Here is a 26,265-nt window from a genome sequence, read left to right on the forward strand (position 1 = left end):
ATAGGATGCTTTTTTATACTTATAAGAATTTTGCTTATTCTGCAGCAGCTTCTGCTGGTGCTTCCGCTCCTTCTTCACCTTCTGCTCCTTCTTCTTCCTCGTCTTCTTCAACTGTGTTACGAGAAGTTTTAACCTGTACAACTACAGTGTTATCTGGATGAAGTAAGGTAAAATCATCACTCTTTAAAGATGCAACTTTTATGTTTCCACCAATTTTAAGCTCAGAAATATCTACATCAAAGAAATCTACCAAGTTTGCTGGTAAAGCTTTAACCGTAAGTTTTCTATTTCTAAATAATAAACGTCCACCATTTTTAACACCTGGAGAGTTACCCAATAATCTCACAGGTATAGACATTGTAACTTCTTTGTCTGCAAATAATTGGTAAAAATCAATGTGGATAATTTTATCGGTAACAGGATGAAACTGGATATCTTGCATAATAGCATCTACCTTAGTTCCGTTTTCCAACTCAATCACAACTGTGTGTGCGTTTGGAGTGTAAACCAAATCTCTAAATGATAATTCATCTGCTGAAAAATGTAATGGTTTTTCCCCTCCGTATACTACGCAAGGAACCTTTCCAGCATTACGTAAGGCCTTTGTTGCTTTTTTGCCTACGCTTTCTCTTTCTGATCCTTTAATTGTAATTGACTTCATTATATATATTAAAAATTAATAATTCTATTTAAAATTCTATTATTCTACATTAAAAACTTAGAACTTATAGACGTATTTGTATGTACCCTTTGCATAACATCTGCAAATAATGGTGCACAACTTAATACTTTTACTTTATTACTATCTTTTCTTGTTGGTATAGAATCTGTAATAATCAATTCTGATAATTGTGATTTTTCTATTTTTTCATAAGCATCACCAGATAGTAAACCATGTGTTGTAATTGCTCTTACACTTAACGCTCCTCTTTCCATCATTAAATCTGCTGCTTTTGCTAATGTTCCAGCAGTATCTACCATATCATCTACTAAAACAACATTCTTTCCTTTTACATCACCAATAAGTTCCATATGAGAAATTACATTGGCTTTAGCTCTTTGCTTATAACATATAACAACATCACTCTTTAATGCTTTAGAATATGCATAAGCTCTTTTAGAACCACCCATATCTGGAGAAGCTATTGTTAAGTTGTCTAGATTTAATTCTTTTAAATATGGTAAAAATAAGGTAGATGCAAATAAATGATCTACTGGTTTCTCAAAGAAACCTTGTATTTGGTCTGCATGCAGATCCATTGTAATAATACGAGTTGCACCAGCTGTTTCTAGCATTTTAGCAATAAGTTTTGCCGCAATAGGAACTCTAGGCTTGTCTTTACGGTCTTGCCTTGCCCATCCAAAATATGGCATAACAGCGGTAATGTGTCTTGCAGATGCACGTTTAGCAGCATCTAACATTAGCAACATTTCCATTAAATTTTCGGAACTTGGATTTGTAGACCCAATAATGAAAATTCTTGCACCACGAACAGACTCCTCAAAAGAAGGTTGAAATTCTCCATCACTATATCTTGAAAATTTAACTTTCCCTAAAGTAGCTCCATACAACTTAGCAATTTTAGTTGCTAATTCTGTACTTTGTGTACAAGCAAAAATTTTAGGTTCTGGTACCTGGTAAGCCATAGCTAATGTATTGTTTCCTAGTTTATTAAACGTATCTTTTCTTAAGGAGGTGCAAATTTAGAAATTTATTTGTGTAACCGCATTATAATTGTGGCTTTTTTTAACCTTAAAACAAATTTATTTTATAATTTTGCAATCCTCTTAAAGGTAATGCTCGAGTGGCGGAACTGGTAGACGCGCTGGATTCAAAATCCAGTTCTTCGGAGTGTGGGTTCGATTCCCACCTCGAGTACAAAAAAGGAGACATTTACTTTAAATGTCTCCTTTTTAATTATGAAAATCCTGTAAATTATATTGCATTTTAAAAATAAGACATATTTTTTGAAAATTATTTAATTTAAAAGGGATTAAACACTTTTTTTACATTGTTGTTTAGCTTTTATCAAGTTTACAAATAGCTTTAACCTAAGAACAATAACTATTTTTGTTAGTTATAAACTAACAAATAAAAATAATGCTTAAAAGAATCTTACCAAGTAAAAACCTACTATTATTTTTAACTTTAACTTCGTTTCTTATCAGTTGTGGCGGAGATGGTAGTGGAGAGCCAGAAACTCCAATGACAAATACCAAACCAATTGCTAAAGATGATAATTTAACAGTTGAAGAAGACAGTAGTGCAGGAACTGCAAATCAAGTAACCGTATCTGCAAATGATGTTATTGGTGATGATGGGGGAGATAATGACAATTATAGCTTATTAACCAATGCTAGTAATGGTACGGTTACAGAAATTAGTGATGGTATATTTGAGTATATTCCAAATGCAGATTATAACGGAGTAGATAGCTTTACATACACAATGACTGATGTTGATGGAGATACTGATACGGCAACTGTAGATATTACAGTTAATGATGTAGAAGAAGTATCCACAGGACTTACAGCTGAAGATTTTGAAAATATCGACCCAGCTTTACCTTCTTTTGTTTCTTTAGACGATACTACACCAAGCACTATGCAGTGGGTTAAATTTGAAAGTATGTCTGATGAATTTGATATTTGGGACGGAGATAAATGGTTTAAATCTGTTTGGAATTATGGTGTGCCCGTTTTTATGTCTAGATCTAATGATAATTCTGGTGTAATAGATGGAAATTTATGGATAAAAGCAACTTTAAACGAAAGTAATCCAGATGGCAGGTGGTTCCAAACTGCTAGAATTCATTCTAAAGCGGAGGCAGGTTATCCTATGTATACAGAGGCTAGAATAAAAACAGCTCACATATCTGCTTATAATACATTTTGGTTAAATAAAGGTGAAGGTGCTGGAGGTGTTAATAGAGATGAGATAGATATTATTGAAAATAATTCTAAGCCAAGTTGTACCAATTGCACAGCAGACAATTTTCCTACTCAAATGAATTCTCAATATTTTCATGCAGATGAAAATTTAACCCCTAACGAAATTAGAAACAAAGGTAATTTTAATCGTAGTGGTTTGTCAGATGTAAATCCGCTTAAAAATGTAAATTGGAATGAGGATTATCATACTTACGGTGTTTGGTGGAAAGATTCAAGAAATATTCAGTTTTACTTAGATGGGGAACCAGCAGGTAGTGTTGTTGTAGGAGAACATTTGGATGGCACTAATCATCCAAATAGAGTATTTACAAGAGATTTAGAAATAATTTTTGACTTATGGACCAACGAAGCCGGTTGGTTAGGTGGTCTTCCTCCTAAAAGTGATTTAGGAGACAATTCAATTAATACAATGAAAGTTGATTGGGTTAGAACTTGGAAATTAGAGAATAAATAAAAGACAAGTTATATTGATAAAAAAGGGACTTTTTTTTAAGTCTCTTTTTTTCTGCTTTTTATTCTGAAGTACTATTTTGTTTCTTGGTTTTGTAAACCATATATGAGCTATGGTGATTAAATTGGTAGACGTGCCGGATTCAAAATCCAGTTCTTCGGAGTGTGGGTTCTATTACCACAACGAATACAACAAAGCCCTAACAATTTAATTGTTAGGGCTTTTTGTTTTTTCTATAAAAAACTATTTATTTACACTTATACTTACCGCCTCGCAACTCTTTAAATCGGAATTTAAAATAATATCCTCAGAGGTAATAGTACCATCTGTAATTTTTAACGAAACTGTATTAGGAGGTGCGCTACCTAAATTATGGGCATACAAAAACAAATCGTTAGGTTTGTTTGGATCCACCTTAATTTTTATTTCTTTTTTCCAATAGGTTAAATAGTACTTAGATAATACAGGTTCCCCGTTTAAATAAATAGAAACAATATCGCCATCTTGCCTTCCGTGATCCCAGATATATACACTAATTTCTGTGCCTTCAAAAACTAAATCATTTACATAGGTAATATTTCTGCCTACAAACTCTTCTCTAAGTTTAGGTTTTTCTGGTGTTGTATTTTCTTTTACAGCAACAGTTGTTTGCTTTTCTTTAGCTGCAGCCTTTTCTATTCTCTTAGCCTCTTCTTTCTTTTTAGCATCTGCTAACTTTTTGGCTTTACGTTCTTCTTTCTTTAATTTTCTTAACTCTTTTTTAGATAAGTTCTCTGGCAAAACTTGCTTTGATTGTGCTGCGACAACCGCTTGTTCTGAAACTATAGGAGGGTTCTTGACTTCTTTTTGTATAGAAAAAAATGGTGTTGCAAATTTTGCTATTTTAAACTTATCATCCGGAAACAATTCTATACCCATTACTTTATAACGGTTTCCTGCACCAATATTTTTTGCAAATTTTATATGTGTTGCACTACCAGTGTTAGGGAAAATGCCTAACTCTTGCACAACCATTTCATCACGTATAAGAAAAAATCGAATGTTTTTTTCACTACCTATATTTTGCGTAGACCACTCTAAAGAACCACCATCGGAAAGTTTCCAAACAGTAGCAGCATTTGGGCTTATAATATTTAATACAGACCTTTCTTGTGCATGTAATACATTACTATATACACTAGCAAAAAACAACAATAAACTATAAAGGGGGAATATTTTAGTCTTCATTGGTAAATGGTTATAGGTAATCTTTTATATGTTTAGAATATACTAACGATTGTAACCTCTAAATGTTTGATTATTGGTTGATTATTTTATTACAAAGCGTTATGAGACGAATATCGCAATAAAAAAACAAATATGCTTATGCCATTAAAAAGAAAAAATTCTTTGGCGAAATGTAGGTTCTAGAGGTTGCCTATATTTTTTAAAAGTGCAAAAATATAATTAGCAAAAAATACATTTAGTGGCAATCTTATATAGTAATTAATCGACTTTTTGTGTAAAATTAACTCCAAATAATAGAAAAAGAGAGATCTCTATCTTACCATCTAATTTATCTTTAAGTATAGAAAAAGCTTTTGTTATATGTGCCTCTACCGTTTTAATTGAGATATTTAAATATTCTGATATTTCCATATTGGTAAGCCCTTCCTTTTTACTAAGCGAAAAAATTTGCTTGCATTTAGGAGGTAATTTATCAACTTCCTTTGTTACTAATTGTATTATTTCTTCAATCTTTTTTTCGTCTATTTTTTCTATCTCTTGATGCAGGGCTTCATAATATTTCATTTGCAAAAGCATCATAGCTTTATCCTTTTTATAAGTGTTTACAAATTCATTATAAACAGACTTATAAAGAAAGCTCTGAATTGTATATTTATGATTTAACTTTTTACGATACTGCCAAGTCCTTAAAAAAACATTTTGAACAATATCCTGTGCCAAGCTATGGTCATCTACTAAAGTTAATGCATAAGCGTGTAACCGTCTATGATACTTATCTAATAAAAACATATAGGCTTTTTCCTCTCCTTTTCGTAAAGAATTTATGAGTAGCTTATTTTCGTTTAAATCCATTATTAAAAACACTATTTTAATTTGACAACAAAACCTGCATAAGAATACGAATTTAAAAAAAAAATTAACAAAATGTTAGGGTATTAATATTTTGCCTTGTATTACTAGTAATAAAATTAGTTTAATGATTACACCTAAAATTAAGAATATTCTTATTAAATTCATTAACAAATTTGCAAAAGGCAAAGAATTAGATGTACTTAATACATGGGTTTCAAATTCTTCTAATGCACCTCTTTTTGAAAATTTTATAAAGGCACATTACGCCATTACTATTAGTATGAACAACCCAGATTCTAGTGAAATTAGAAAACGCTTACTTAAAGAAATTAGGAAAGACAAAAAGCTTATACACAAAAAAAGAGTTCAGTCAATATTTAAATATGCAGCAATATCTATTCTTTTTATTGGTATTGGTTATTTTTTCCAAAATGCTTTTTTACAAAAAGAAACAAATAATATAGTTGTTCCAAAGGAAGAATTTATAACATTAGAACTTGAGAATGGAAATATACAAGTAATATCCGAGGATGGCTCCTCAACTGTTGTAGATGTTAATGGCAAAGTAGTTGGAGCACAACAAGGAGATAAGTTAATCTATAAAAATGATAAAAATGTTCAAAAATTAGTGTACAATAAATTAACCGTACCCTATGGGAAAAAATTTGATTTAATATTATCCGATGGTACAAGTGTATTCTTAAACTCTGGTAGTTCTATAAAATACCCTGTTAAATTTATTAAGGGTCTTAATAGGCAAGTTTACTTAACTGGAGAAGCCTTTTTTGATGTAGCAAAAGATAAAACGCATCCTTTTGTTGTAGACACAAAAGAATTGAATGTACAAGTTTTAGGAACAAAATTTAATGTACAAACTTATGAAGAAGACTCACAGATTGATGTTATTTTAGTAGAAGGTAGTGTTGGTTTAGATTCTCAAAAAAAGCTTAATTATAAAGACAATGATGTTGTATTAGAACCTGGTTATAAAGGGTCTTATAATAAAAGACACAAAAATATTACAACCAAAAAAGTTAATACTTCTATTTATACATCTTGGATGACAGGAACAGTAGTCTTTAGAAATACTCCATTTAGAGAGATTGTAAAAAAATTAGAACGACTATATAATGTAACTATTATTGTAAATAATAAAGACCTTATTGATAATGAGAATTTTAATGCAAGTATTGAAGTAGAAAATGAAACTATAGAACAAGTTTTAAACTGCTTTAACAAAGTCTATGAAATTGAATATAATATTATTAACAATGAAATTTTAATTAACTAATAACTAAACTATATGAATTAACTAACTCTTTTTTATTACCAATTGTCTAATACAAAAAATTGAGGAATGCTGGAACATCCCTCAATCTAAATAAGGCAATTTATTTACAAAAAATAAACTACCAAAAAAACACTCTTAAAGTATGAAAAAACAACTTAATCCCGATGGTATTATTCCATGGGGAATCAAACTGAATTTAAAAATGAAGTTATCACTTCTTTTTCTTTTAACAACAGCGCTATCCTTACAGGCCAATCCTGCGTATTCACAAAAAAATAAAATTACCTTAAATTTAAAAAATGTTAGTGTTTCATCTGTAATTGATGAAATTGAAGCCAACTCAAAATTTAAGTTTATTTTTAAAACAAATGTAGTAAACTTAGATAGAAAAGTATCTATTAACGCTAATAAGGAAGATATTAGTAATGTACTTAATAAAGTCTTTAAGAATACCAAAACATCTTTTGAAATAGATAGTAAAAAAATACTACTCTATAAATCCAAGAAGCCACCTACAATAGATTCTGATTTTTCTTCTAATAATCCCCAAAAAAGTATTAGTGGTGTTATTATAGACGAATTAGGACAGCCTTTACCGGGAGCTAGCATTGTTGAAAAAGGTACTACAAATGGAGTTACCACAGACTTTGACGGAATCTTCTCTTTATCCTTAACAGGTGATAATCCTGTCTTGGTTGTTTCTTACATTGGCTACTCTACTCAAGAAATTATAGTGGCAAATAAAACGCAACTAAATATTCAAATGCAACCAGATTCTGCTGCTTTAGAAGAGGTTGTTGTAGTTGGGTATGGAACACAGAAAAAAGAAACCATAACGGGTGCTGTTGCATCAGTTAAAGGGGTAGAACTTACCAAATCCCCAGCAGTGAACCTTACTAATAGTCTTGCTGGTAGAGTTCCTGGTTTATTTATTACACAAACAAGTGCAGAGCCAGGACGAGATGATGCAGACGTTAGAATTAGAGGTATAAATACATATAATAATTCCAATGCATTAGTTGTTATTGATGGTATTCCAGATAGAGCTGGAGGCTTGGCTCGTATAAACCCAGCCGATATTGATAATATATCTGTATTAAAAGATGCATCTGCAGCTATATATGGAGCAAGAGCTGCAAACGGAGTAATTCTAGTTACTACAAAAAAAGGAAAGCAAGGCAGAACAGAAATTAGTTATTCTTTTAACCAGGGTTGGTCAAAACCAACAGTACTTCCAGATATGGCAGATGCTCCTCAATATGCGGAGTTACTTAACGAATTAAGAGTTTATCAACTACCAACAAGCCAGTGGCAAGGGGCTACGGATGGGTTTTCTTCTTCAGGTACTTTTACACAACCAGATGGTACTGTAGTTAATGCACCATTTTCTCCACAGGAGATAGATTTATTTAGAAGTGGTGAAGATCCTTGGAGGTATCCAAATACAAATTGGTTCGATGAAACATTTAAAACATCTGCACCTCAACAAAAACATAACTTTCAAGTTTCTGGAGGAGGGGAGAAAGTACAGTATATGACTTCTTTAGGCTACTTAAGTCAAGATGCAATTTATAAAAACTCTGCAACTGGATATGAGCAATATGACGCTAGATTAAACGTAAATATGAACATAAATGAACATGTTACATTTAACATGGGAATTATGCTAAGAGAAGAAATACGTAAAGCTCCAACAGAAAATGTGGACGATATTTTTAGAATGCTAACTAGAGGTAGACCAACAGAAATTGCAACCTATCCTAATGGACTACCTGGGCCAGATATTGAAAACGGCCAGCAACCTATTGTAATAACAACTAATGCTACTGGTTATGATAGAGGAAAAAGTGATTTTTTACAAACTAATGGGGTTTTAGATATAGATATTCCATGGGTAGAAGGTTTGTCTTTACAAGGTACAGCAGCGATTGACAAAAGTTTTCATAACCAAAAAACATGGGTTACTCCATGGACCTTATATAGTTGGGATGGTTCTACTTTAGGAGCAGATGGTTTACCAGCATTAGAAGCTGGTCAAAAAGGGCCACCAGAACCTAACTTAACACAAATATCCTCTAATAGATTAAATATTTTTCTAGGAGCAAACATAAAGTATCAAAAAAGTATAGGTGATCATAATGTAGCGTTTCTTGCTGGATTAAATAAAGAGACTATTCAAGACGAGAATATGTTTGCATACAGAAGATTTTTTATATCCTCTGCACTTGATAATTTAGACCAAGGTGGAGCTCTTGAGCAAAATAATGGTGGACTTTCCAATAGTGCAGCTAGATTAAATTATTTTGGACGTGTTAATTATGATTTTAAAGAGAAATATTTATTAGAATTTCTTTGGAGATATGATGGTTCTTATGCATTTCCAGAAAGTAGCAGATACGGATTTTTTCCAGGTATTTCTGCAGGTTGGGTTGTTTCTGAAGAGAGTTTCTTAAAAGATAGTTCTTTTATAAATTTCTTGAAATTAAAAGGATCTTGGGGACAATTAGGAAATGATAGATATGATGCTGCTGATTTTCCAACAAATCAGTTTTTACCTACCTATGCCTTTGGCACATATACCATAAACGGAGCACAAACGACTACTTTAGCAGAAGCGGTAGTTCCTAATCCAGGAATAACTTGGGAAAAAGCTAATAACGTTAATATTGGTCTAGAAGCTAAATTTTTAGAAAGACATTTAACTTTAGAATTTGATGTATTTAAAAATGTCCGTACTGATATATTAACACAACCAAATGCTTCTTTACCTTCCTATACAGGAATATTCCCTCCTAGACAAAATATTGGAGAGGTAGAGAATAAAGGGTTCGATTTTACTGCAGCGTACTTTAATAGTAAAGGAGATTTTACTTATAACATTGCTGTTAATGGAGGTTTGGCCAAGAATAAAATACTAAATATTGATGAGCCAGATGGTGTATTAGATCGTCAAAAAATAACAGGACGAACAATAGGTGCGCCATTAGTTTATGCTTATGATGGTGTTTTTGCTACGCAAGCAGATATTGATGCAGAAACATTAGATTATTCTGCGATTTCGAATAATTTAAGACCTGGCGATATGAAATTTAAAGATCTTTCTGGCGATGGAGCAATAACCCCAGATGATCAATTTAGAACAGATAAGAGTGCTTTTAATATCCCAACTTTTATGGGAGGTGTAAACATTAAATTAGGCTATAAGAATTTTGATGCCACCATCTTTATGCAAGGAGCAGCTGGTTCAAGCGTACAATTATTCTTTAATGAAGCAGGTGAAATAGGAAATTATACCGCCGACACCTATAGAAACAGATGGTCTGTAAATAACCCAAGTTCAGTACATCCAAGAATTACCAATAGAGCAGATCAATACTTTAGTAGCGGTAATACGTATTGGATAGAAGATACAGATTATTTAAGACTAAAAACTTTAGAACTAGGCTATACGTTCCCAGAAGAAATTGTTGGTATAGCAGGACTTAGTAAAGTTAGATTTTATGTAAGCGCATCAAATTTATTTACTATATCAGACACCACATTTGACCCTGAAGGGCTTCAAGCTGCTGGTAGAGATTACCCTAATCAAAAAATAATTAACACTGGATTTAAAGTCTCATTTTAAATTTAGCACCAAAAAAAACAGACATATGAAAAATAATAGTTTTATGTGCTTACTGACTTTACTATTTATAACAGTAAGTTGCAACGATGATTTTACGAATATAACACCTACAGATGGTGCTCCAGAGTCCGCCATATGGAATGATCCTGGTTTAGCTGCAGCAGCAGTTACTAATGTGTACGAAAATTTATTAACCGGAGGATTTGGACCAGAAATGTTATCGTCTTTAACAGATGAATCTGTGTATATACATACGGGGTCTAGTCTTAATACAACAACAGAAGGACGAGCAAACTCTAGTAATACTGGATTTATTGCTCAAGAAAACCAATGGGATTATATCTTCGTAGGTGTAAGAAACGCTAATTTGGCTATTAAAGGATTACAAGAAGGAGATATAGGCGATGATGCTCTAAAAGATAGGTTGTTAGGAGAAGCTACATTCTTAAGAGCTTTTTATTACCATAAATTAGTACGATTTTATGGAGGGGTGCCAATTATAGAAACCCCTTTTGACTTAGACTCCGAGTTTACTAATCCAAGAAATACTTATGAAGAATGTATAGAATTTATTGTAAAAGATTGTGACGCTGCATTTAGCTTATTAGACGGAGAAAGTATGGATGGCGGAAGAGCAACTGCTGATGCTGCCTTAGCTCTTAAAGCAAGAATGTTAATGGATGCTGCAAGTGATTTACATGATGCCTCTATAGCAACAGCAAATTCTTCATTACTTAGTGGTTTTTCTAATTACGAAATTCTTGGGTACACATCTGGGGATCAACAAGCTCGTTGGGTAAGAGCAAAAAATGCAGCGCAAGCTGTTTTAGATTATACTACTGGTTATAAAACTGGGTTATCTGCTCCTGAATCTTTGGAAGATGCAAAGGAGAACTATATAAGCGTTTCTCTTGCTCAAAATGGTGGAGAAGCAGATATATTATGGGAAAGACAATTTAATACAGAAGGTGATGAATGGGGAGGTAAACGAATAGGTCTTTTTAATGGGCCAAATGGATACCATAACTGGGCAGGAAATGTGCCTATTCAAAATTTAATTGATGCCTATGCTATGGAAGATGGTTCTGATTTTGATTGGGATAACCCAACTCATGCTGCTGCACCTTATGAAAACAGAGAGCCTAGATTTTATGCAAGTATATTATATGATGGTGCAGATTGGAAACCTAGAACGGATGATGTGGCATCTAGAGATCCTGCAAACCAAGTACAGACTGGATCCTATGAAATTAATAGTGGAGTATGGCCAGGATTAGATACAAGAGAAGGTCCTGTAGAAGATTGGAATGGTACAAGAACGGGATATTATGTAAGAAAATTTATAAATAATGACCCGAGTATAGTAGATTTTCAACAATTTCAAACCATACCATGGCCATTTTTTAGATATACAGAGGCTATGCTTAATTTTGTAGAAACGTGTATAGAAACAGGAGATGAAGCAAATGCAATTGCATGGCTAAACAAAGTTCGTTATAGAGCAGGTTTACCAGCCATTTCTGCTACTGGAGAAGATTTAGTTACAGCGTATAAGAAAGAGCGTAGAGTAGAATTGGCTTATGAAGAATCTAGATATCATGATATTAGAAGATGGATGGTTGCCGATGAAACACATGGTGCACCTGTAAAAATAATTAATGTAGCTGGAGCCTTAAAAGCTGGAGCGAGTGTGGATACATATGCATATGATAAGGATAACTACGATTATACGTATACAGTACAAGATATAGACCCAGGTTTCGAAAATAGAGTATGGTTAGATAAAATGTATTATTTACCAATTCATATTTCCCAGATACAGGCTGACCCAAGTTTGGTTCAGAATCCTGGTTACGAGTAAGTTGAGAGTTAGTTTTGAGAACGGCTCAATATCATTTTACAATGAGGTTGGGTCGTTTTTGTTTATAATAGTTTTAAATCCGTAATGTTACAAGTACATTTTATATTAGTAGTGTGAAAAAATTGAAAATAAATTTATGGTAAGCAAAATAGATTGTATTTATATGTTTCTTTTTCTTGTTTTATGTAGCTGTAATAAGAAAAGTGAGCTATCTGGTTTAAATTCTGCTAATGAAGCAATTTTTACAAAACTATCTCAAGAGCAGACAGGGATAAATTTTGCTAATGAGCTTTATGAGAATATGAAATTCAATGGCGTACAATATGAGTACTATTACAATGGAAGTGGTTTAGCAGTTGCCGATTTTAATAACGACGGGTTAAAAGATGTATTTTTTGTTTCCACCTTAAAAAAACACCAAATTTTCTTAAATCAAGGAGATTTAAAATTTAAGGATGTAACAAGCCATACTGGTATAACATTCCAACAAAAATTTTCGGGAGGGGTTACTATTGTAGATATAAATAATGATGGTTGGATGGATGTGTATATTTCTAACTCTGGAAAATATAAAGGGGAAGAGAAAAGAAGAAACAAGCTCTATATTAATATGGGAGCAAAAGGAGAACATAAAATTCCCACTTTTACGGAACAAGGAAAAAAATATGGTCTAGATATAGCAGATTGTTCTACACAAGCAACTTTTTTTGACTACGATAAAGATGGTGATTTAGATATGTATTTGTTAAATCATTTTCCATCTACTTATCCAGATAACACAACTATTGAAGAATTATTAGATGTAGACGGGGGTGTTTCTAACGATAGATTATTACGAAATGACAACAATTATTTTACAGATATAAGTAAGAAAGCAGGTATAATACATAATCGTTTAGAGTATGGATTAGGTATAGCAATTGGAGATGTAAATAATGATACTTGGCCAGATATATATGTATCTAATGATTATTCTGGAAAAGACCATCTATATATGAACAATATGGATGGCACTTTTACAGATAGAATTTTAGAAGCCACAAAAAACATTTCTTTTTTTGCAATGGGAAATGACATGTCTGATATAAATAACGATGGCTGGTTAGATATTATGACAGTAGACATGATGGGAGAAAGTAATTACGATATTAAAACAAGTATGAGTGGAATGAATCCAAAAAAATTCCAAAATACAGTTGATATAGGATTGCATCATCAATATATGTATAATGCATTACAAATAAACTCTGGTTTTTTAAATAAGAATAATGTGCCAATATTTTCTAATCTTGCTCAGTTAGCAGGAGTATCAAGAACGGATTGGAGTTGGGCGCCATTATTTTTTGATATGGATAATGATGGATTTAAAGACCTTTTTGTTTCTAACGGAATAAAAAGAGATTTTAGAAATAACGACTTTGTAAATTACATGAATAAAAAGCAAGACACTATTCTTGCAAGTAAAAAATTTAGTCCAAAAGATTATATTTCTGACCTTTTAGATAAGATGCCAACAAGAAAAAAAGAAAACTTTTTCTTTAAAAATAACGATGGCCTTAATTTCACGAAGATGAATAAGGTTTGGGGAGACCAAACATTAACAAGTTCTAACGGTGCTGTTTATGCAGACATGGATAATGATGGCGATTTAGATATTATTGTTAATAATACAGATGACCCTGCATTTATTTTAAAGAATAACTCCAAAGAATTAGGATTAGGACATAGCTTAACTATTACACTAAAAGGCCCTCAAAAAAATAGAGATGGTATAGGTGCTCGTGTAGTGGTAACCACGGATGAAAATAAGCAAACACAAGAATTATATTTTTCAAGAGGTTTTATGTCTGCCATGTCTAGAGAGCTGCATTTTGGACTTGGTACATCGTCAAAAGCAACAGTAGAAATTATATGGCCAGATAATAAGCATCAGTTATTAAAAAATGTAACGGCAAATCAATTGTTGACTATAAATTATTCCGATGCCGTAGTTGCATCAACCCAAGAAAAAAAGAAATTAGAAAACACCCTTTTTTCTAAAAATACAGTAAAAGGTCTAAATTATATGCATAAGGAAAATGATTTTGATGATTTTGCAAGAGAAAGTCTATTGCCACATAAAATGTCTAACGAAGGGCCTTCTTTAGCGGTTGGCGATATAAATGGAGATGGATTAGAGGATATCCATGTTGGTGGAGCATTAGCTATGCAAGGAGTAATATATATACAAAATAGTGATGGCTCTTTTGCATTAGCTAATGAAACACTTATGGAAAAAGAGTCTGCTTATGAAGATGTAGCATCCGAATTTATTGATGTTGATAACGATGGTGACTTAGATTTATATATAGTTAGTGGTGGTAATGAAAACCTAGAAGGTTCAGTCTTATTAAGAGATAGGCTTTATATAAATGATGGTAAAGGAAACTTTACGAAAACTTCTGGTGCGCTACCTAAAATAGCTATTAGCGGCTCATGTATTAAAGCGATAGATTATGATAATGACGGCGATAAAGATTTATTTATAGGTGGCAGGCAAGTACCTGGTAAATACCCTGCACCTGCAAAAAGTTATTTGTTACAAAACAATAGTATAGCAGGGAAAGTAATATTTGAAGAAGCTAAATTAGAAGTTAATAATTTATGGCAAAATTTAGGTATGGTTACAGATGCAGTTTGGATAGATCTTAATGAGGATGGTTTTTTAGATCTTATAACTGCCGGAGAGTGGATGCCAATACGAGTGTTTGAAAATGATAAGGGGAAAGATTTTACAGAAAAAACTAAAGAATATGGTTTAGAAGAAACTAATGGTTGGTGGTATAGTCTTGCTGTTCATGATTTTGACAAGGATGGTGATAAAGATATTATAGCAGGAAATTTAGGGCTTAACTATAAATATAAAGCAAGTAATACTGCTCCTTTTGAGGTTTTTGCTAGCGATTTTGATGCCTCTGGAAGTAATGATATTGTACTAAGTTATTACGATGATAAAAAATTAGTACCAGTTAGAGGGCGCGAATGCTCCTCTAGACAAATGCCTTTTTTAAAAGAAAAATTTCCTACCTATGATGCTTATGGAAAAGCCACGGTGACGGATATCTTCGATGATAATCAATTAAAAAAATCAGTGCATTTAAAAGCGAATACCTTTGAAACTACGCTTTTTAAAAATGAAGGAGGAAAGTTTGTGTCAAAAAAACTAGAAACAGGAGTTCAGACATCATCCGTTAATGATATTTTAGTAGACGATATGGATGGAGATGGATTTGCAGATATACTAATGGCAGGAAATCTTTATGGTTCCGAAGTAGAAACACCTAGAAACGATGCCGCTCATGGCTTGTTTTTAAAAGGAAATGCAGAAGGAGATTTTAAATTGATAAAAGGTAGAGAGAGTGGATTGATGATAGATGGAGAAGTAAAGTACATTAAAACTATTATTATTAACAAACGCAAAAACATTATCGTAGCAAAGAATAACCAAGCTCTAGAAATTATAGCTATCAACCCACATTAATAAAATTTAAAAATAATAGTCCTACAAACTAAAAAATTATGATCTCTAATTCTAACAATACTATAAAACCCTCTTTACTCAAAACAATAGTGACTATTGTTATAGCTTCTTTTTGTACTATATCTACAGCACAAGCTATACCTTACCTAAAAAAAGAAAAAAACAAAACACAGCTTATAGTAAACAACAAACCATTTCTTATGCTTGCTGGGGAACTATCCAATTCTGTTAGTGGTAGTATAGAACATATGCTACCTAGCGGAAAACCACTACCAAGAAAAGAATATTCCATGGTGGGTGGTACTTTAGGAAATGACACCAGTAAAAATATGGATTATGATGGCTCCGTTTGGGACCAAATGGTGGATCTAAATGTAAATACGGTATTAGTTGCTGTAAGTTGGGAAATGATAGAACCACAAGAAGGTACCTTTGACTTTACAGCGGTAGATGCTATAATTAAAGGAGCACGAGAAAAAAATATAAAAATAATCCCACTATGGTTTGGATCCTGGAAAAATGGGATGTCTAGTTATGCGCCACTTTGGCTAAAAAAAGATTACAAAAAATTTCCTAGATCAAAAACTAAAAAATCGGGCAGTGTAGAGGTTGTTTCTACCTTAAGTTTAGAAGCTCGTAATGCAGATGCCAAAGCTTTTACAGAACTAATGAAGCATATTAAAAAAGTAGATAGCGAGCATAGAACCGTTATTATGGTGCAAGTAGAAAATGAGGTTGGCCTTATGGACGATTCTAGAGACCGCTCTGCTATAGCCGAAAAAGAATTTAAAAAGGATGTTCCTAAAGCTTTAATGGAATATTTAATTAAAAATAAAAAAACACTAATGCCACAATTAAAAGAATTATGGGCATCTAGCGGCTATAAAAAGTCTGGAAATTGGGAAGAAGTTTTTGGTTCTAGTGTTTGGACAGACTTGGCTTTTATGTCATGGCAATACGCTACTTACATGAATTATGTTGCAAAATTAGGTAAAGAGGAATACAATTTACCAATGTTTGTTAATGCTTGGTTAGAATATGAGGGTAGTCCACTTCCTGGAGGGTTCCCAACTGGCGGGCCATTACCAAGAGTAAAAGATATTTGGAAAGCTGGTGCTCCAGATATAGATTTTATGAGCCCTGATATTTATGGTGGAGACTTTGTTGAGTGGTGCAACCAATATACCACCCAAGGAGATCCTCTTTTTATTCCAGAAACATGGTGGACAAAACCAGAATATGTGGGCTATATGCTATACGCTATCGGAAATTACAATACTTTGGGTGTTGCTCCCTTTGGTATTGACAGGGTAAACCCTAAAGAGGAACCTTTACTTAGAGAAATGTATAGTGCGGTAAACTACTTATCCCCTTCTATTTTAGAAAGTCAGGGAAATAAAGATAAAATAAGTGGGTTCCTATTAAACAAAGACACCCCTTTTGTAGAGATAAGTATGGGAGATTATATGGTTAGAGCAGAACTATATAAAAGAAGAGGCATTTACAGAGTAGAAGACGCTTATGGAGTAATACTTAAAACAGGAGATAACCATTTTACAATAACAGGAAGCAAAGCTGTTATTAGCTTTATACCAAAAGACAAGAGTGTAAAAGCTGGTATTGGTACCGTAGACGAATATATAGAAGTTAATAACAAATGGATCAAAGGTCGTAGACTAGGTGGTGATGAAACTAATAGAGGAATGGGCGTATTTCTTCCAGTAGAAGGTATTGGAATCCAGAAGACAGAAATATATACGTATAAATAGTAAATTATTTTGAGTTATACTGAATGAAAAAAGAGATATGTTTCACTAAAGAAACGTATCTCTTTTTTGTACTTATGTACTAGTAAAAGTCTAACAGTTTATAAGAGGCTAATTGATATTTTTTACACTAAACAATTGATGGTTACTATTATTGTTTGCTATAAAAATGTTTTTCCCTTCTTTAGATTTTAGAAGTAACATTTTTCGAACATCTTTATCTGTAAAAAGACCAGTACTATTATTGTCTTTATAATTAAAAGTACCGTTGGCATCACCCTTGTAAAATATTCCTTTTCCAGCATCTGCTCGTGTAGTTTCTACTTCGGGCATATAATTATTACCAGCCATAAGTAAATCTTTTTTCTGATCCCCGTCAAAATCTTCATAAAGGATAGAATTTATAGGAGCAATTTGTGCTTCATTAGAAAAAGCTTTAAAAGAATAGCGATTGTTCCCTTGATTAATAAAAATACCGGATCTAAATTCTGTAGCCTTAAAATGTAAAGAGGTATTTAATCCTTCTCCAAAAATATCTTTAAGGTCTGCATTTGCAAATGCGTCATAGCTGGTAAATTTTTCTTTTAGTGAAGGAATTTGTTGTGCCGTACAAGATTTTCCGCGTATTGGAACCTGATTATCTTTGTAGTATTTTGCTAAAATAATATCTTCAATCCCATTATTATCGTAATCATTGGTGTAGACATGAAAGGGTTCTTCTTTAGATGCATGAAAATTGTAATTTAATCCTAAATTTCCTGCAACAATATCGTTATCCCCATCTTCATCTATATCAGCTATTACTATTTTATTCCACCAACCAACGGAAGAAGAAAGATCTGTATAGGAATCGGTTTTGGTTAATTTTCCATTATTATTTGTGAATACTTCAATCCCCATCCATTCCCCAGTAACTATTAAATCTAAATCCGTATCGTTATCTATATCATTCCAAATAGCATCGGTTACCATACCAACCTTCTCTAATGCAGGTGCAAGTTCTTTGGTTTGTATTTTAAATTTCCCTTTTTCATTTATTAGCAAATAGCTATTAGGCGTATAAGGATATTTTCCAGGAATTACTCTACTGCCAACAAATAAATCTTGATCCCCGTCATTATCATAATCTGCAGCAGTAACCATAGAGCCAGCAGATTTTATGGATGGAATATTTTTTGAACGTTTAAAAACGCCGTTTCCTTTGTTAATGTACAATCTGTCTTCTAATATTTCAGAATTTTCATTAAACTCATAGCTGCCACTAACTACATATAAATCTAAATCATTGTCATTATCGGCATCAAAAAAAGTAGCATTAACATCTTCGTATTCTTTGTCTTTTATAAAATCTGGAATGCTAACTTCTTTAAATGTATTATTTGGTTGTGCAACTAATAATTTACCAGGGCTATTATGCGCCCCTCCAATATAAATATCTTCTAGAGAGTCATTGTTTAAATCTGCTTTTGCAACAGCAGGGCCCGTTTGTGATAGTTTATGGGGCAGTAGTAATTGTTTTTTATAGTCATCAAACACTGGGTCAATATGGGAATAGTCTATTAGTTGTTCTTTAAAAAGTACACCTTTAGATGCTTTTTCCGATGCAACATTTTTTTGGGGATTGTACGTAATAGTTAGGGTTTGGTTTGCTGCAACATCTTTTAGGATTTGCGTTTTTCCATCGGGCCATAATACTTCAATATAAGGAATTGTTTTATTTTCCTTTAATCCAAAATGTAACTTGTTAGAGACGGATGATAAAAAACCTCTGGAGCCTATTACTTGTCTTGTTTGTATTTCTCCATTCTCCTGATGTAATTTAATACTAGCACCAATGCCTTGTTTATTTTCTTTAGGGCCATCAATATTAAATTGCACATAATTATTTTGAGAAATACTTCTAGAATTGTTTCTTAAAATAGTAGCATTATCATCAATATTATTTACAACAATATCTAAATCTCCGTCATTATCTAAATCGCTATAAATAGCGCCATTAGAAAAACTTTCTTTTTCGTTTGTCCAATCTGCAGTTTTATTTTCAAAAGTTAAATCTCCCTTATTTCTAAAAATATAATTGGTTAATTTTTGTTGTGGTAACTTTTGTGTTAATTCTAAAATCTTCTTAGCATCTAAATTGTCTTTATTATTTAAAGCATATGCATCTAGAGATCTAATAATATCTTTATTGACCACATCTCTATAAATTCCATTGGTAACATAAACATCATTAAAACCATCTAAATCAAAATCAGCAAACAAGGTAGACCAACTCCAATCTGTTTTGGCAATTCCGCTCATATGGCCAATATCACTATAAGTACCATTACCATTATTTAATTGCAGAGTGTTATGCATGTATTGGTAATAGTATCCTTTGTCTATCATTTTCTTAAACTTATCAATAGAGGTCATTGCCATTGTTGTTTTAGATCTAATATAATCTTCGGGTGCCATATCTAAAACCATTACATCTTGCAATCCGTCGTTATTTATATCTGCAATATCGCTACCCATACTAAAGTAAGATATGTGCTTAAAAGTCTTATCTCTACCATCTTTAAAGGTGCCATCTTGGTTATTAATAAATACAAAATCAGAGCCCACAAAGTCATTGGAAACATAAATGTCTGGCCAACTATCGTTATTAAAATCTCCTATTTGTGCATTTAGTCCAAAACCTAAATCGGGTAATATTCCTGCTTTTATAGATACATCATTAAAATGACCATTTCCATCATTATTATACAGTTTATCACTCCCTTTAAATGTTTTTGTTAATGGATGATTTTGAATGTTTTTTTTATCTAAAACAACACCAGAAACATCAAACCTAGAAGGGGCATTGGCAATGAATAAATCTAAATCGCCATCTTTATCGTAATCAAAAAAGGTAGAAGTTATAGATCTATCTGTATTTGCTATGCCATAAGATTTTGCTTGCTCTGTAAAAGTTAAATCTCCATTATTAATGTATAGTAGGTTGGCCAATTTTTTTTCATCTTCATACCATCCTGCTCTATTAATGTATACATCTAAAAAACCATCGTTATTAATATCCACAATAGATATTCCTGTATTAAATCCATCCGTTTTTTTTATACCAGATGTAGAGGTAATATCCTCAAATTTTAAATCTCCTTTGTTTAAGAAAATTTTATTTTGATATAGGTTGGATACAAAAAAAAGATCTTCTAACCCATCGTTATTAAAATCTGCAGCGGCAACACCACTTCCAATATACATATACAGGTATTTGTAATAGTAAAGTTCTTCGGATTCTAAAACCTTATTTTGGAATTTAACCCCAGTATGATCTACTGGCATAGTAGAAAAAAGAGTTTTTGGAGTTTTGTTCTCTTCTCTTTTTTCACAAGAAAAAAAACATAAAATAACCAATAAGAATAATCTACTAAAGTAAAATTTTTTAGTGTGCATATAGTTCTGGTGTAAAAGAGATTTTGTTAACGAACGAGCCATGTTTATCATAAAAAACATAGTCTATACTAATATTGTGTTTTTTAAAAGCTTCGTAATTTGGATTCTCTTTAATTTCTTTTAATAAGTGAGGGCGTATTATTGCGCTAGAAGAGTCTATCTTCATATATCTTTTATCCATTGCGTAAAGCGTTTTGTAGTAGATGAAATTTGTATTAGAGATTGTACTAACACTATCTAACCTAGAATTTTTTTCTAAATATATAGGGCATTTTTTATTTAAATTTTGAGCCACCGATTTCATTTGTTTTTCTACAGATTTTGGTTGTATAAAAAAGAGATTAATTGCATATATACTTATTGCAAGTAAGACAGCGCTTACTATTATTTTCTTTTTCATTTATGAGAATTTTAACTGCAAATAACGGTTTAAACTTAGTATTCTAAAATACTAAAAATTTAGGGCATATTATAGTAATAGTCCTATATTTTGGGCATTACATGTAATATTAACATGAGGAATAGAATAGCATTATTTTTAATAGTTGGTCTTTTATATTCCTGCCTAAATACACCTACAGAAATTATAGCTAAAATAGTTTTAGAAGATATAGTATAAATACTCTGTTGCATTACTATGATAACTTTTTAATCTCTAAAAACAGCATTTAAAAAATTAGCATGGTACTAGTACGCTTAACCATTATACTTTTTTATTTCATGTTGGTGTATATATAATACAAATGAGAACGCTACTACCCTATGTTATACTCTAAAAATAAAGTTATAATTGATGAAATGCATGTGATTTAAAGTATAATTTTATGTTATAATCTTTTATAATTATTTTTTACAAAAGATGGTTTTTCATCCGAAATTCTAATTTATTTCACTCGCCCACATTGTATATAGATGCCCTTATTTATGGTGATTTATTCGAACTTAAACGACTACAAACGTTTACAAGCGAAAGTAAGTATTTTGTAACCGAATATTTTTTAAGTGCTGTTCTATGTTTGCAATGTGGTAGCAATAAAGCGCCATAGTATTAACTGTTTAACATTAAAATTAGAACTTATGAACGCACTTAAAAACAAAGTACAGTTGATTGGACATTTAGGACAAGACCCAGAAATTGTAACCCTAGACGGCGGAAAAAAATTAGCAAAATTCTCTATGGCAACCACAGACCATTACAAAAATGCGAATGGCGAAAAAGTAGAAGACACCCAATGGCACAACATTGTTGCTTGGGGAAAAACAGCAGACATTGTAGAAAACTTTTTAGTAAAAGGAAAACAAGTAGCTGTAGAAGGGAAACTTACCCACCGTAGTTATGACACCAAAGAAGGCGAAAAAAGATATATTACTGAGATTCGTTGTAATGAGTTATTAATGTTAGGGAAGTAATACTACTTTTTAAAATAGCATTTAAAACTAAATAAAGAATCACTTTCTACTGTATAAGGATATCTTATATCAGTACCAAAGCATCATCGCACTAAGCAAGAATTAAATTACTTTTACAGTAGAAAGTGAATTGCATAATTTTAAAAAATATAGTAATGGATAACCCAGATAATATACATTCTGATTTTATTTTTTATCAATCTAATAAAGGAAAGGTAAAAATATCCGTCGCCGTAGATGAAGAAAGAGAGACCATATGGGTTACCCAAAAATCTATGGCAGAAATATTTGATATTGATGTCAGCGGTATTACCAAGCACATTAAGAATATTTTTGAAACTGGTGAACTAGAGGAGATTAGCAATGTGCAAAAAATGCACATTGCTAGTTCAACTAAGCCTGTTAAGTTCTATAATCTTGATGTTATCATCTCTGTTGGTTATCGAGTTAACTCTTATAAAGCTACTCAATTTCGAATTTGGGCATCATCCATACTAAAAGAGTACATGGTTAAAGGATTTGCTTTAGATGACGATAGATTAAAGCAAGGTAAGAACCTTTTTGGTAAAGACTACTTTGACGAATTACTCGAAAAAATTCGTTACATACGAAATTCCGAAAGACGTTTTTACTTAAAACTTACGGATTTGTTTAGGGAAGGAAGTATCGATTACGACAAAAACGCTTCCATTACAAAAGAATTTTATGCGACTGTACAAAACAAACTTCATTGGGCTATACATCAGCATACAGCAGCAGAATTAATTTCAAAAAGGGCGGATGCAACAAAACCATTTATGGGCTTAACGTCTTATAAAAATTCAGAAACTACAGGTAAGGTTCTTAAAAGCGATACTGAAATAGCTAAGAATTATCTAACACAAAAAGAAATTGATGATTTAAATAGGTTGGTTTCTATGTACTTAGATTTTGCAGAGAATATGGCTAAAAGAAACAAAATCATGAAAATGAAAGATTGGAATAATCGTTTAAATTCTTTTCTTCAATTTAACGAGTATGAAATTTTAGACAATCTAGGTCAAATTAAAAGTGATGTAGCTAAAAAAATGGCTCATAAAGAATTTGAGAAATTTAGAATTATACAAGACTCTAACTATATATCAGATTTCGAAGAGACTATTTCTGAAATAAAAGCAACAGGAAATTTACCTTCCCCTTCTCACGACAGATTTAGCATCAAAAATTACATGAAGAAAATGAAAGATAAGGACAACAAATAAGTGTAATTATAAAAGACCTAAAAACTGTTACTCTAAACTATAGAGAACAGTTTTTTGTTTTGTAACCAATGCTGCAAACTGTAACTTTACCTCCTATGCTACAAGAAGAACAAAAACAACAATTATTAAGGCTTTTAAAAACCCATTTTGGGTACGATTCTTTTAGACCTAATCAGCTAGAAATAATATCAAATGTATTAGAAAAAAAAGACGTAATGGCCATTATGCCAACCGGTGGTGGTAAGTCGCTCTGTTATCAATTACCAGCATTAGCATTAGAAGGAACAACGGTTGTAATTTCTCCACTTATTGCACTTATGAAAGACCAAGTAGATGTCTTACGTGCCAATGGGGTTTCTGTAGCATATTTTAACAGTTCCCAACCTAGTGAGGAGCAACAAGAAACCTTACAAAACTTAAAAGAAGGCAAGCTAAAATTGTTCTATGTAGCACCGGAAAGTTTAGCACTTATAGAACAACATTTAAAAGCAATTACGATAGACCTTTTTGCTATAGATGAAGCACATTGTATTTCTTCTTGGGGGCACGATTTTAGACCTGCATATACCCAACTTGGGCGCTTAAAAACAGAATATCCAAATACGCCAGTTATAGCACTTACGGCAACTGCAGACCGTGCTACACAAGATGATATTTTAGACCAACTTTCTATTCCGCATGCAGAACGCCATTTGGCATCTTTTAACAGAGCCAATCTGTATTTAGAGGTTAGGCCTGGACAAAATAGAATGCAGCAAATACAGCAGTTCTTAGAAGATAAAACCACCGAAAGCGGAATTATTTATTGCCTTAACAGAAAAAGTACCGAAAATATTGCCGAACAACTATGCAAACTAGGGTATAAAGCCAAAGCATACCATGCCGGTATACAAGCCGATAAACGTTCTTCTATACAAGAAGATTTTATTAATGACCGCACGCCAATAATTGTAGCTACTATTGCCTTTGGAATGGGAATAGATAAGAGTAATGTACGTTGGGTTATTCACTACAACATGCCAAAAAACTTAGAAGGGTATTACCAAGAAATTGGTAGAGCTGGTCGGGATGGTATAGACTCTAACACCTTACTTTTTTATAGTTATTCGGATGTGTTACAGCTTAGAAGATTTATAGACAATGGCGCAAATACAGAAGTACAAACAGCAAAGCTAGAACGTATGCAACAATTTGCTGAAGCTCTAAGTTGTAGGCGAATAGCATTGCTTAATTATTTTGGGGAGCACACTTCCGAGAATTGTGGGAATTGTGACATTTGTAAACGACCACCCGCGTATTTTGATGCTACAGTACTTTCACAAAAGATTTGCTCTGCTATTGTTCGCTTAAAAGAGCAAGAAGCTATGGGAACCGTTATAGATGTTTTACGTGGTTCTCAAAACGCTGCGGTATACGATAAAGGCTATCAAAACATAAAAACCTATGGCGCTTTAAAAGATATTTCTTGGCAAGATTTGCAGCAATATATAATTCAGTTACTAAATCAAGGCGTGCTGCAAATTAACTTTAAAGAACATTCTAAACTAGAAGTAACACCATTAGCAAAAGCTATTTTGTTTGAAAAACAAACCGTGCAATTGGCCACCCTCATAGACCTTAAAGAAAGAGCTAAGGAAAAAGCAAAAGCAGTTAAAAAACAAAGTGCATTGTTTAAAAAATTACGTACGCTAAGACAACAAATAGCAACAGAAGAAAACGTGCCTGCTTATGTTGTTTTTACAGATGCTAGTTTAAAAGATATGGATGCTAAAAAACCAATGACCATTGAGGCTTTTGAAAAAATTTCTGGTGTTGGTGCTGCCAAACTAAAAAAGTATGCTAAGGTTTTTATGGACGAAATAGCTGACCACAGAAGAACCGTAAAAGCAAAAGTACCAACGCATGAGGTTTCTTATTCCATGTTTAAAGACGGAATTTCTATTGCTGATATTGCTAAAGAAAGAGGTATTAAGGAAGATACTATCTACGGCCATTTGCAAAAGATACATGAAAATGGAGAGGCGATAGATTTTGAACAATTTATAACTTCTGAAGAAATAGAAAAAATAGAAAAAGCTAGAGAAACGCTAATCGAAGAAGACGGCCTAAAAGCATACTTTACCTATTTTGAAGAAAAAATGCCGTACTGGAAAATTAAAATGGGGTTGTATTTGCTAGACTCTAATGGAGCTTAAATACACCCATAAAATAAAGCATATTTGTAATGGAACTCTAAACCAAAGATATAGTAATCCAGGCCCATCATACGTTCCCTTTTGATAGTTTATATTTTCTACTGCTGCTTTTATATTAGAAGGAAGTATTGTTATAAAAAACAAAATTAAAAACCATGCCACTAGCACTCGGAATTCCGAAAAGTGTAAGGCAAAAGCGCCTAATGCCTCCAAGATTCCGGTTAAAATAATTACTTCTTTTTTAAAGGGAATAAAGTCGGGAACCATTAAAGCCATTCCGTCTGCGTACATAAAATGCCCCAATGCTGTAAAAACCAACATGGCAGACATTCCAATACGTGCCGATAATGCATAATTATAATCTCCTGTGTTTATTTTTAAAAAAATAAGAGCAAGAATACTAACTACAATAAGAACTATAAATGGTTTCATCTTT

The 26,265-nt window shown here is 32.4% G+C and carries 17 protein-coding genes and 1 tRNA gene; 10 read left to right on the forward strand and 8 right to left on the reverse strand.

The annotated features are described in order from the left end of the window. Positions 1-34: 34 nt before the first annotated feature. A complete protein-coding gene (locus CLV91_RS02680; RefSeq protein WP_121063715.1) occupies positions 35-661 on the reverse strand; it encodes a 50S ribosomal protein L25/general stress protein Ctc in 627 nt (208 codons plus the stop codon). A 44-nt stretch (positions 662-705) separates the two neighbouring features. Further along, positions 706-1,647 carry a ribose-phosphate pyrophosphokinase gene (locus CLV91_RS02685; RefSeq protein ID WP_121063717.1) on the reverse strand — a complete coding sequence of 314 codons (942 nt, stop codon included), beginning with the start codon at positions 1,645-1,647 and terminating at the stop codon, positions 706-708. A 152-nt stretch (positions 1,648-1,799) separates the two neighbouring features. Here CLV91_RS02685 and CLV91_RS02690 point away from each other — a divergent pair. Both CLV91_RS02690 and CLV91_RS02695 read left to right on the forward strand, forming a co-directional pair. Beyond that, positions 1,800-1,879 (forward strand) — tRNA-Leu (locus CLV91_RS02690). Positions 1,880-2,101: 222 nt separating this feature from the next. After that, positions 2,102-3,406 carry an Ig-like domain-containing protein gene (locus CLV91_RS02695; protein ID WP_245987123.1) on the forward strand — a complete coding sequence of 435 codons (1,305 nt, stop codon included), beginning with the start codon at positions 2,102-2,104 and terminating at the stop codon, positions 3,404-3,406. A gap of 240 nt (positions 3,407-3,646) precedes the next feature. Here the strand turns inward: CLV91_RS02695 and CLV91_RS02700 are convergent, their stop codons facing one another. Then, positions 3,647-4,630: a hypothetical protein gene (locus tag CLV91_RS02700; protein WP_147406398.1), complete on the reverse strand. Its 984-nt coding sequence runs from the start codon at positions 4,628-4,630 to the stop codon at positions 3,647-3,649. A gap of 258 nt (positions 4,631-4,888) precedes the next feature. After that, positions 4,889-5,482, reverse strand: a complete 594-nt coding sequence (locus CLV91_RS02705; protein ID WP_121063721.1) for an RNA polymerase sigma factor — start codon at positions 5,480-5,482, stop codon at positions 4,889-4,891. Between the two features lie 124 nt (positions 5,483-5,606). On the opposite strand from CLV91_RS02705, the gene CLV91_RS02710 reads away from it, so the two are divergent. The 5 genes from CLV91_RS02710 to CLV91_RS02730 all read left to right on the forward strand — a co-directional run bounded on the left by CLV91_RS02710 (position 5,607) and on the right by CLV91_RS02730 (position 17,548). Then, positions 5,607-6,773 carry a FecR family protein gene (locus CLV91_RS02710; RefSeq protein ID WP_121063724.1) on the forward strand — a complete coding sequence of 389 codons (1,167 nt, stop codon included), beginning with the start codon at positions 5,607-5,609 and terminating at the stop codon, positions 6,771-6,773. A gap of 142 nt (positions 6,774-6,915) precedes the next feature. Continuing rightward, positions 6,916-10,398, forward strand: coding sequence for a TonB-dependent receptor (locus CLV91_RS02715; RefSeq protein WP_245987124.1), 3,483 nt, complete (start codon positions 6,916-6,918; stop codon positions 10,396-10,398). Positions 10,399-10,423: 25 nt separating this feature from the next. Then, positions 10,424-12,259, forward strand: a complete 1,836-nt coding sequence (locus CLV91_RS02720; RefSeq protein ID WP_121063726.1) for a RagB/SusD family nutrient uptake outer membrane protein — start codon at positions 10,424-10,426, stop codon at positions 12,257-12,259. A gap of 136 nt (positions 12,260-12,395) precedes the next feature. Beyond that, positions 12,396-15,779: a VCBS repeat-containing protein gene (locus CLV91_RS02725; protein ID WP_121063728.1), complete on the forward strand. Its 3,384-nt coding sequence runs from the start codon at positions 12,396-12,398 to the stop codon at positions 15,777-15,779. A 38-nt stretch (positions 15,780-15,817) separates the two neighbouring features. Then, on the forward strand, positions 15,818-17,548 hold the full coding sequence (locus CLV91_RS02730) for a GH35 family beta-galactosidase (protein ID WP_121063730.1): 1,731 nt from the start codon (positions 15,818-15,820) through the stop codon (positions 17,546-17,548). 108 nt (positions 17,549-17,656) lie between these two features. Here CLV91_RS02730 and CLV91_RS02735 read toward each other — a convergent pair whose 3' ends face one another. The 3 genes from CLV91_RS02735 to CLV91_RS16775 all read right to left on the reverse strand — a co-directional run bounded on the left by CLV91_RS02735 (position 17,657) and on the right by CLV91_RS16775 (position 21,616). Further along, complete coding sequence (locus CLV91_RS02735) at positions 17,657-20,872, reverse strand: VCBS repeat-containing protein (RefSeq protein WP_245987125.1); 3,216 nt, start codon at positions 20,870-20,872, stop codon at positions 17,657-17,659. 100 nt (positions 20,873-20,972) lie between these two features. Continuing rightward, entirely contained in the window at positions 20,973-21,383 is a 411-nt protein-coding gene (locus CLV91_RS02740; RefSeq protein ID WP_121063734.1) for a hypothetical protein, read from the reverse strand. 83 nt (positions 21,384-21,466) lie between these two features. Continuing rightward, entirely contained in the window at positions 21,467-21,616 is a 150-nt protein-coding gene (locus CLV91_RS16775; protein WP_170146689.1) for a hypothetical protein, read from the reverse strand. A 444-nt stretch (positions 21,617-22,060) separates the two neighbouring features. Here CLV91_RS16775 and CLV91_RS02745 point away from each other — a divergent pair, with 444 nt between their 5' ends. The 3 genes from CLV91_RS02745 to recQ all read left to right on the forward strand — a co-directional run bounded on the left by CLV91_RS02745 (position 22,061) and on the right by recQ (position 25,829). Then, complete coding sequence (locus CLV91_RS02745) at positions 22,061-22,393, forward strand: single-stranded DNA-binding protein (RefSeq protein ID WP_121065663.1); 333 nt, start codon at positions 22,061-22,063, stop codon at positions 22,391-22,393. A gap of 125 nt (positions 22,394-22,518) precedes the next feature. Further along, the gene (gene rhuM / locus CLV91_RS02750; protein WP_245987126.1) at positions 22,519-23,634 is read left to right on the forward strand and encodes a virulence RhuM family protein; all 1,116 of its coding nucleotides are present in this window, start codon (positions 22,519-22,521) and stop codon (positions 23,632-23,634) included. Between the two features lie 68 nt (positions 23,635-23,702). Further along, on the forward strand, positions 23,703-25,829 hold the full coding sequence (gene recQ / locus CLV91_RS02755) for a DNA helicase RecQ (RefSeq protein WP_245987127.1): 2,127 nt from the start codon (positions 23,703-23,705) through the stop codon (positions 25,827-25,829). On the opposite strand, the gene CLV91_RS02760 is transcribed toward recQ, so the two are convergent. Next, entirely contained in the window at positions 25,809-26,261 is a 453-nt protein-coding gene (locus tag CLV91_RS02760; protein WP_121063738.1) for a DoxX family protein, read from the reverse strand. The two genes, recQ and CLV91_RS02760, sit on opposite strands and share 21 nt — an antisense overlap. Positions 26,262-26,265: the final 4 nt, after the last annotated feature.

Origin of the sequence: Maribacter vaceletii (genome assembly GCF_003634105.1) — a bacterium.
In the GTDB taxonomy this organism is placed as follows: Bacteria; Bacteroidota; Bacteroidia; order Flavobacteriales; family Flavobacteriaceae; genus Maribacter_B; species Maribacter_B vaceletii.

Excerpts from the sequence above, each read along its gene's own strand:
- CLV91_RS02715 (WP_245987124.1), top strand. The coding sequence starts at position 6,916 with ATGAAAAAACAACTTAATCCCGATGGTATTATTCCATGGGGAATCAAA.
- recQ (WP_245987127.1), top strand. The coding sequence starts at position 23,703 with ATGCTGCAAACTGTAACTTTACCTCCTATGCTACAAGAAGAACAAAAA.
- CLV91_RS02705 (WP_121063721.1), bottom strand. The coding sequence starts at position 5,482 with ATGGATTTAAACGAAAATAAGCTACTCATAAATTCTTTACGAAAAGGA.
- CLV91_RS16775 (WP_170146689.1), bottom strand. The coding sequence starts at position 21,616 with ATGCAACAGAGTATTTATACTATATCTTCTAAAACTATTTTAGCTATA.
- CLV91_RS02730 (WP_121063730.1), top strand. The coding sequence starts at position 15,818 with ATGATCTCTAATTCTAACAATACTATAAAACCCTCTTTACTCAAAACA.
- CLV91_RS02725 (WP_121063728.1), top strand. The coding sequence starts at position 12,396 with ATGGTAAGCAAAATAGATTGTATTTATATGTTTCTTTTTCTTGTTTTA.
- CLV91_RS02720 (WP_121063726.1), top strand. The coding sequence starts at position 10,424 with ATGAAAAATAATAGTTTTATGTGCTTACTGACTTTACTATTTATAACA.
- CLV91_RS02710 (WP_121063724.1), top strand. The coding sequence starts at position 5,607 with ATGATTACACCTAAAATTAAGAATATTCTTATTAAATTCATTAACAAA.
- CLV91_RS02735 (WP_245987125.1), bottom strand. The coding sequence starts at position 20,872 with ATGCCAGTAGATCATACTGGGGTTAAATTCCAAAATAAGGTTTTAGAA.
- CLV91_RS02745 (WP_121065663.1), top strand. The coding sequence starts at position 22,061 with ATGAACGCACTTAAAAACAAAGTACAGTTGATTGGACATTTAGGACAA.
- CLV91_RS02700 (WP_147406398.1), bottom strand. The coding sequence starts at position 4,630 with ATGAAGACTAAAATATTCCCCCTTTATAGTTTATTGTTGTTTTTTGCT.
- CLV91_RS02695 (WP_245987123.1), top strand. The coding sequence starts at position 2,102 with ATGCTTAAAAGAATCTTACCAAGTAAAAACCTACTATTATTTTTAACT.
- CLV91_RS02680 (WP_121063715.1), bottom strand. The coding sequence starts at position 661 with ATGAAGTCAATTACAATTAAAGGATCAGAAAGAGAAAGCGTAGGCAAA.
- CLV91_RS02685 (WP_121063717.1), bottom strand. The coding sequence starts at position 1,647 with ATGGCTTACCAGGTACCAGAACCTAAAATTTTTGCTTGTACACAAAGT.
- CLV91_RS02760 (WP_121063738.1), bottom strand. The coding sequence starts at position 26,261 with ATGAAACCATTTATAGTTCTTATTGTAGTTAGTATTCTTGCTCTTATT.
- CLV91_RS02740 (WP_121063734.1), bottom strand. The coding sequence starts at position 21,383 with ATGAAAAAGAAAATAATAGTAAGCGCTGTCTTACTTGCAATAAGTATA.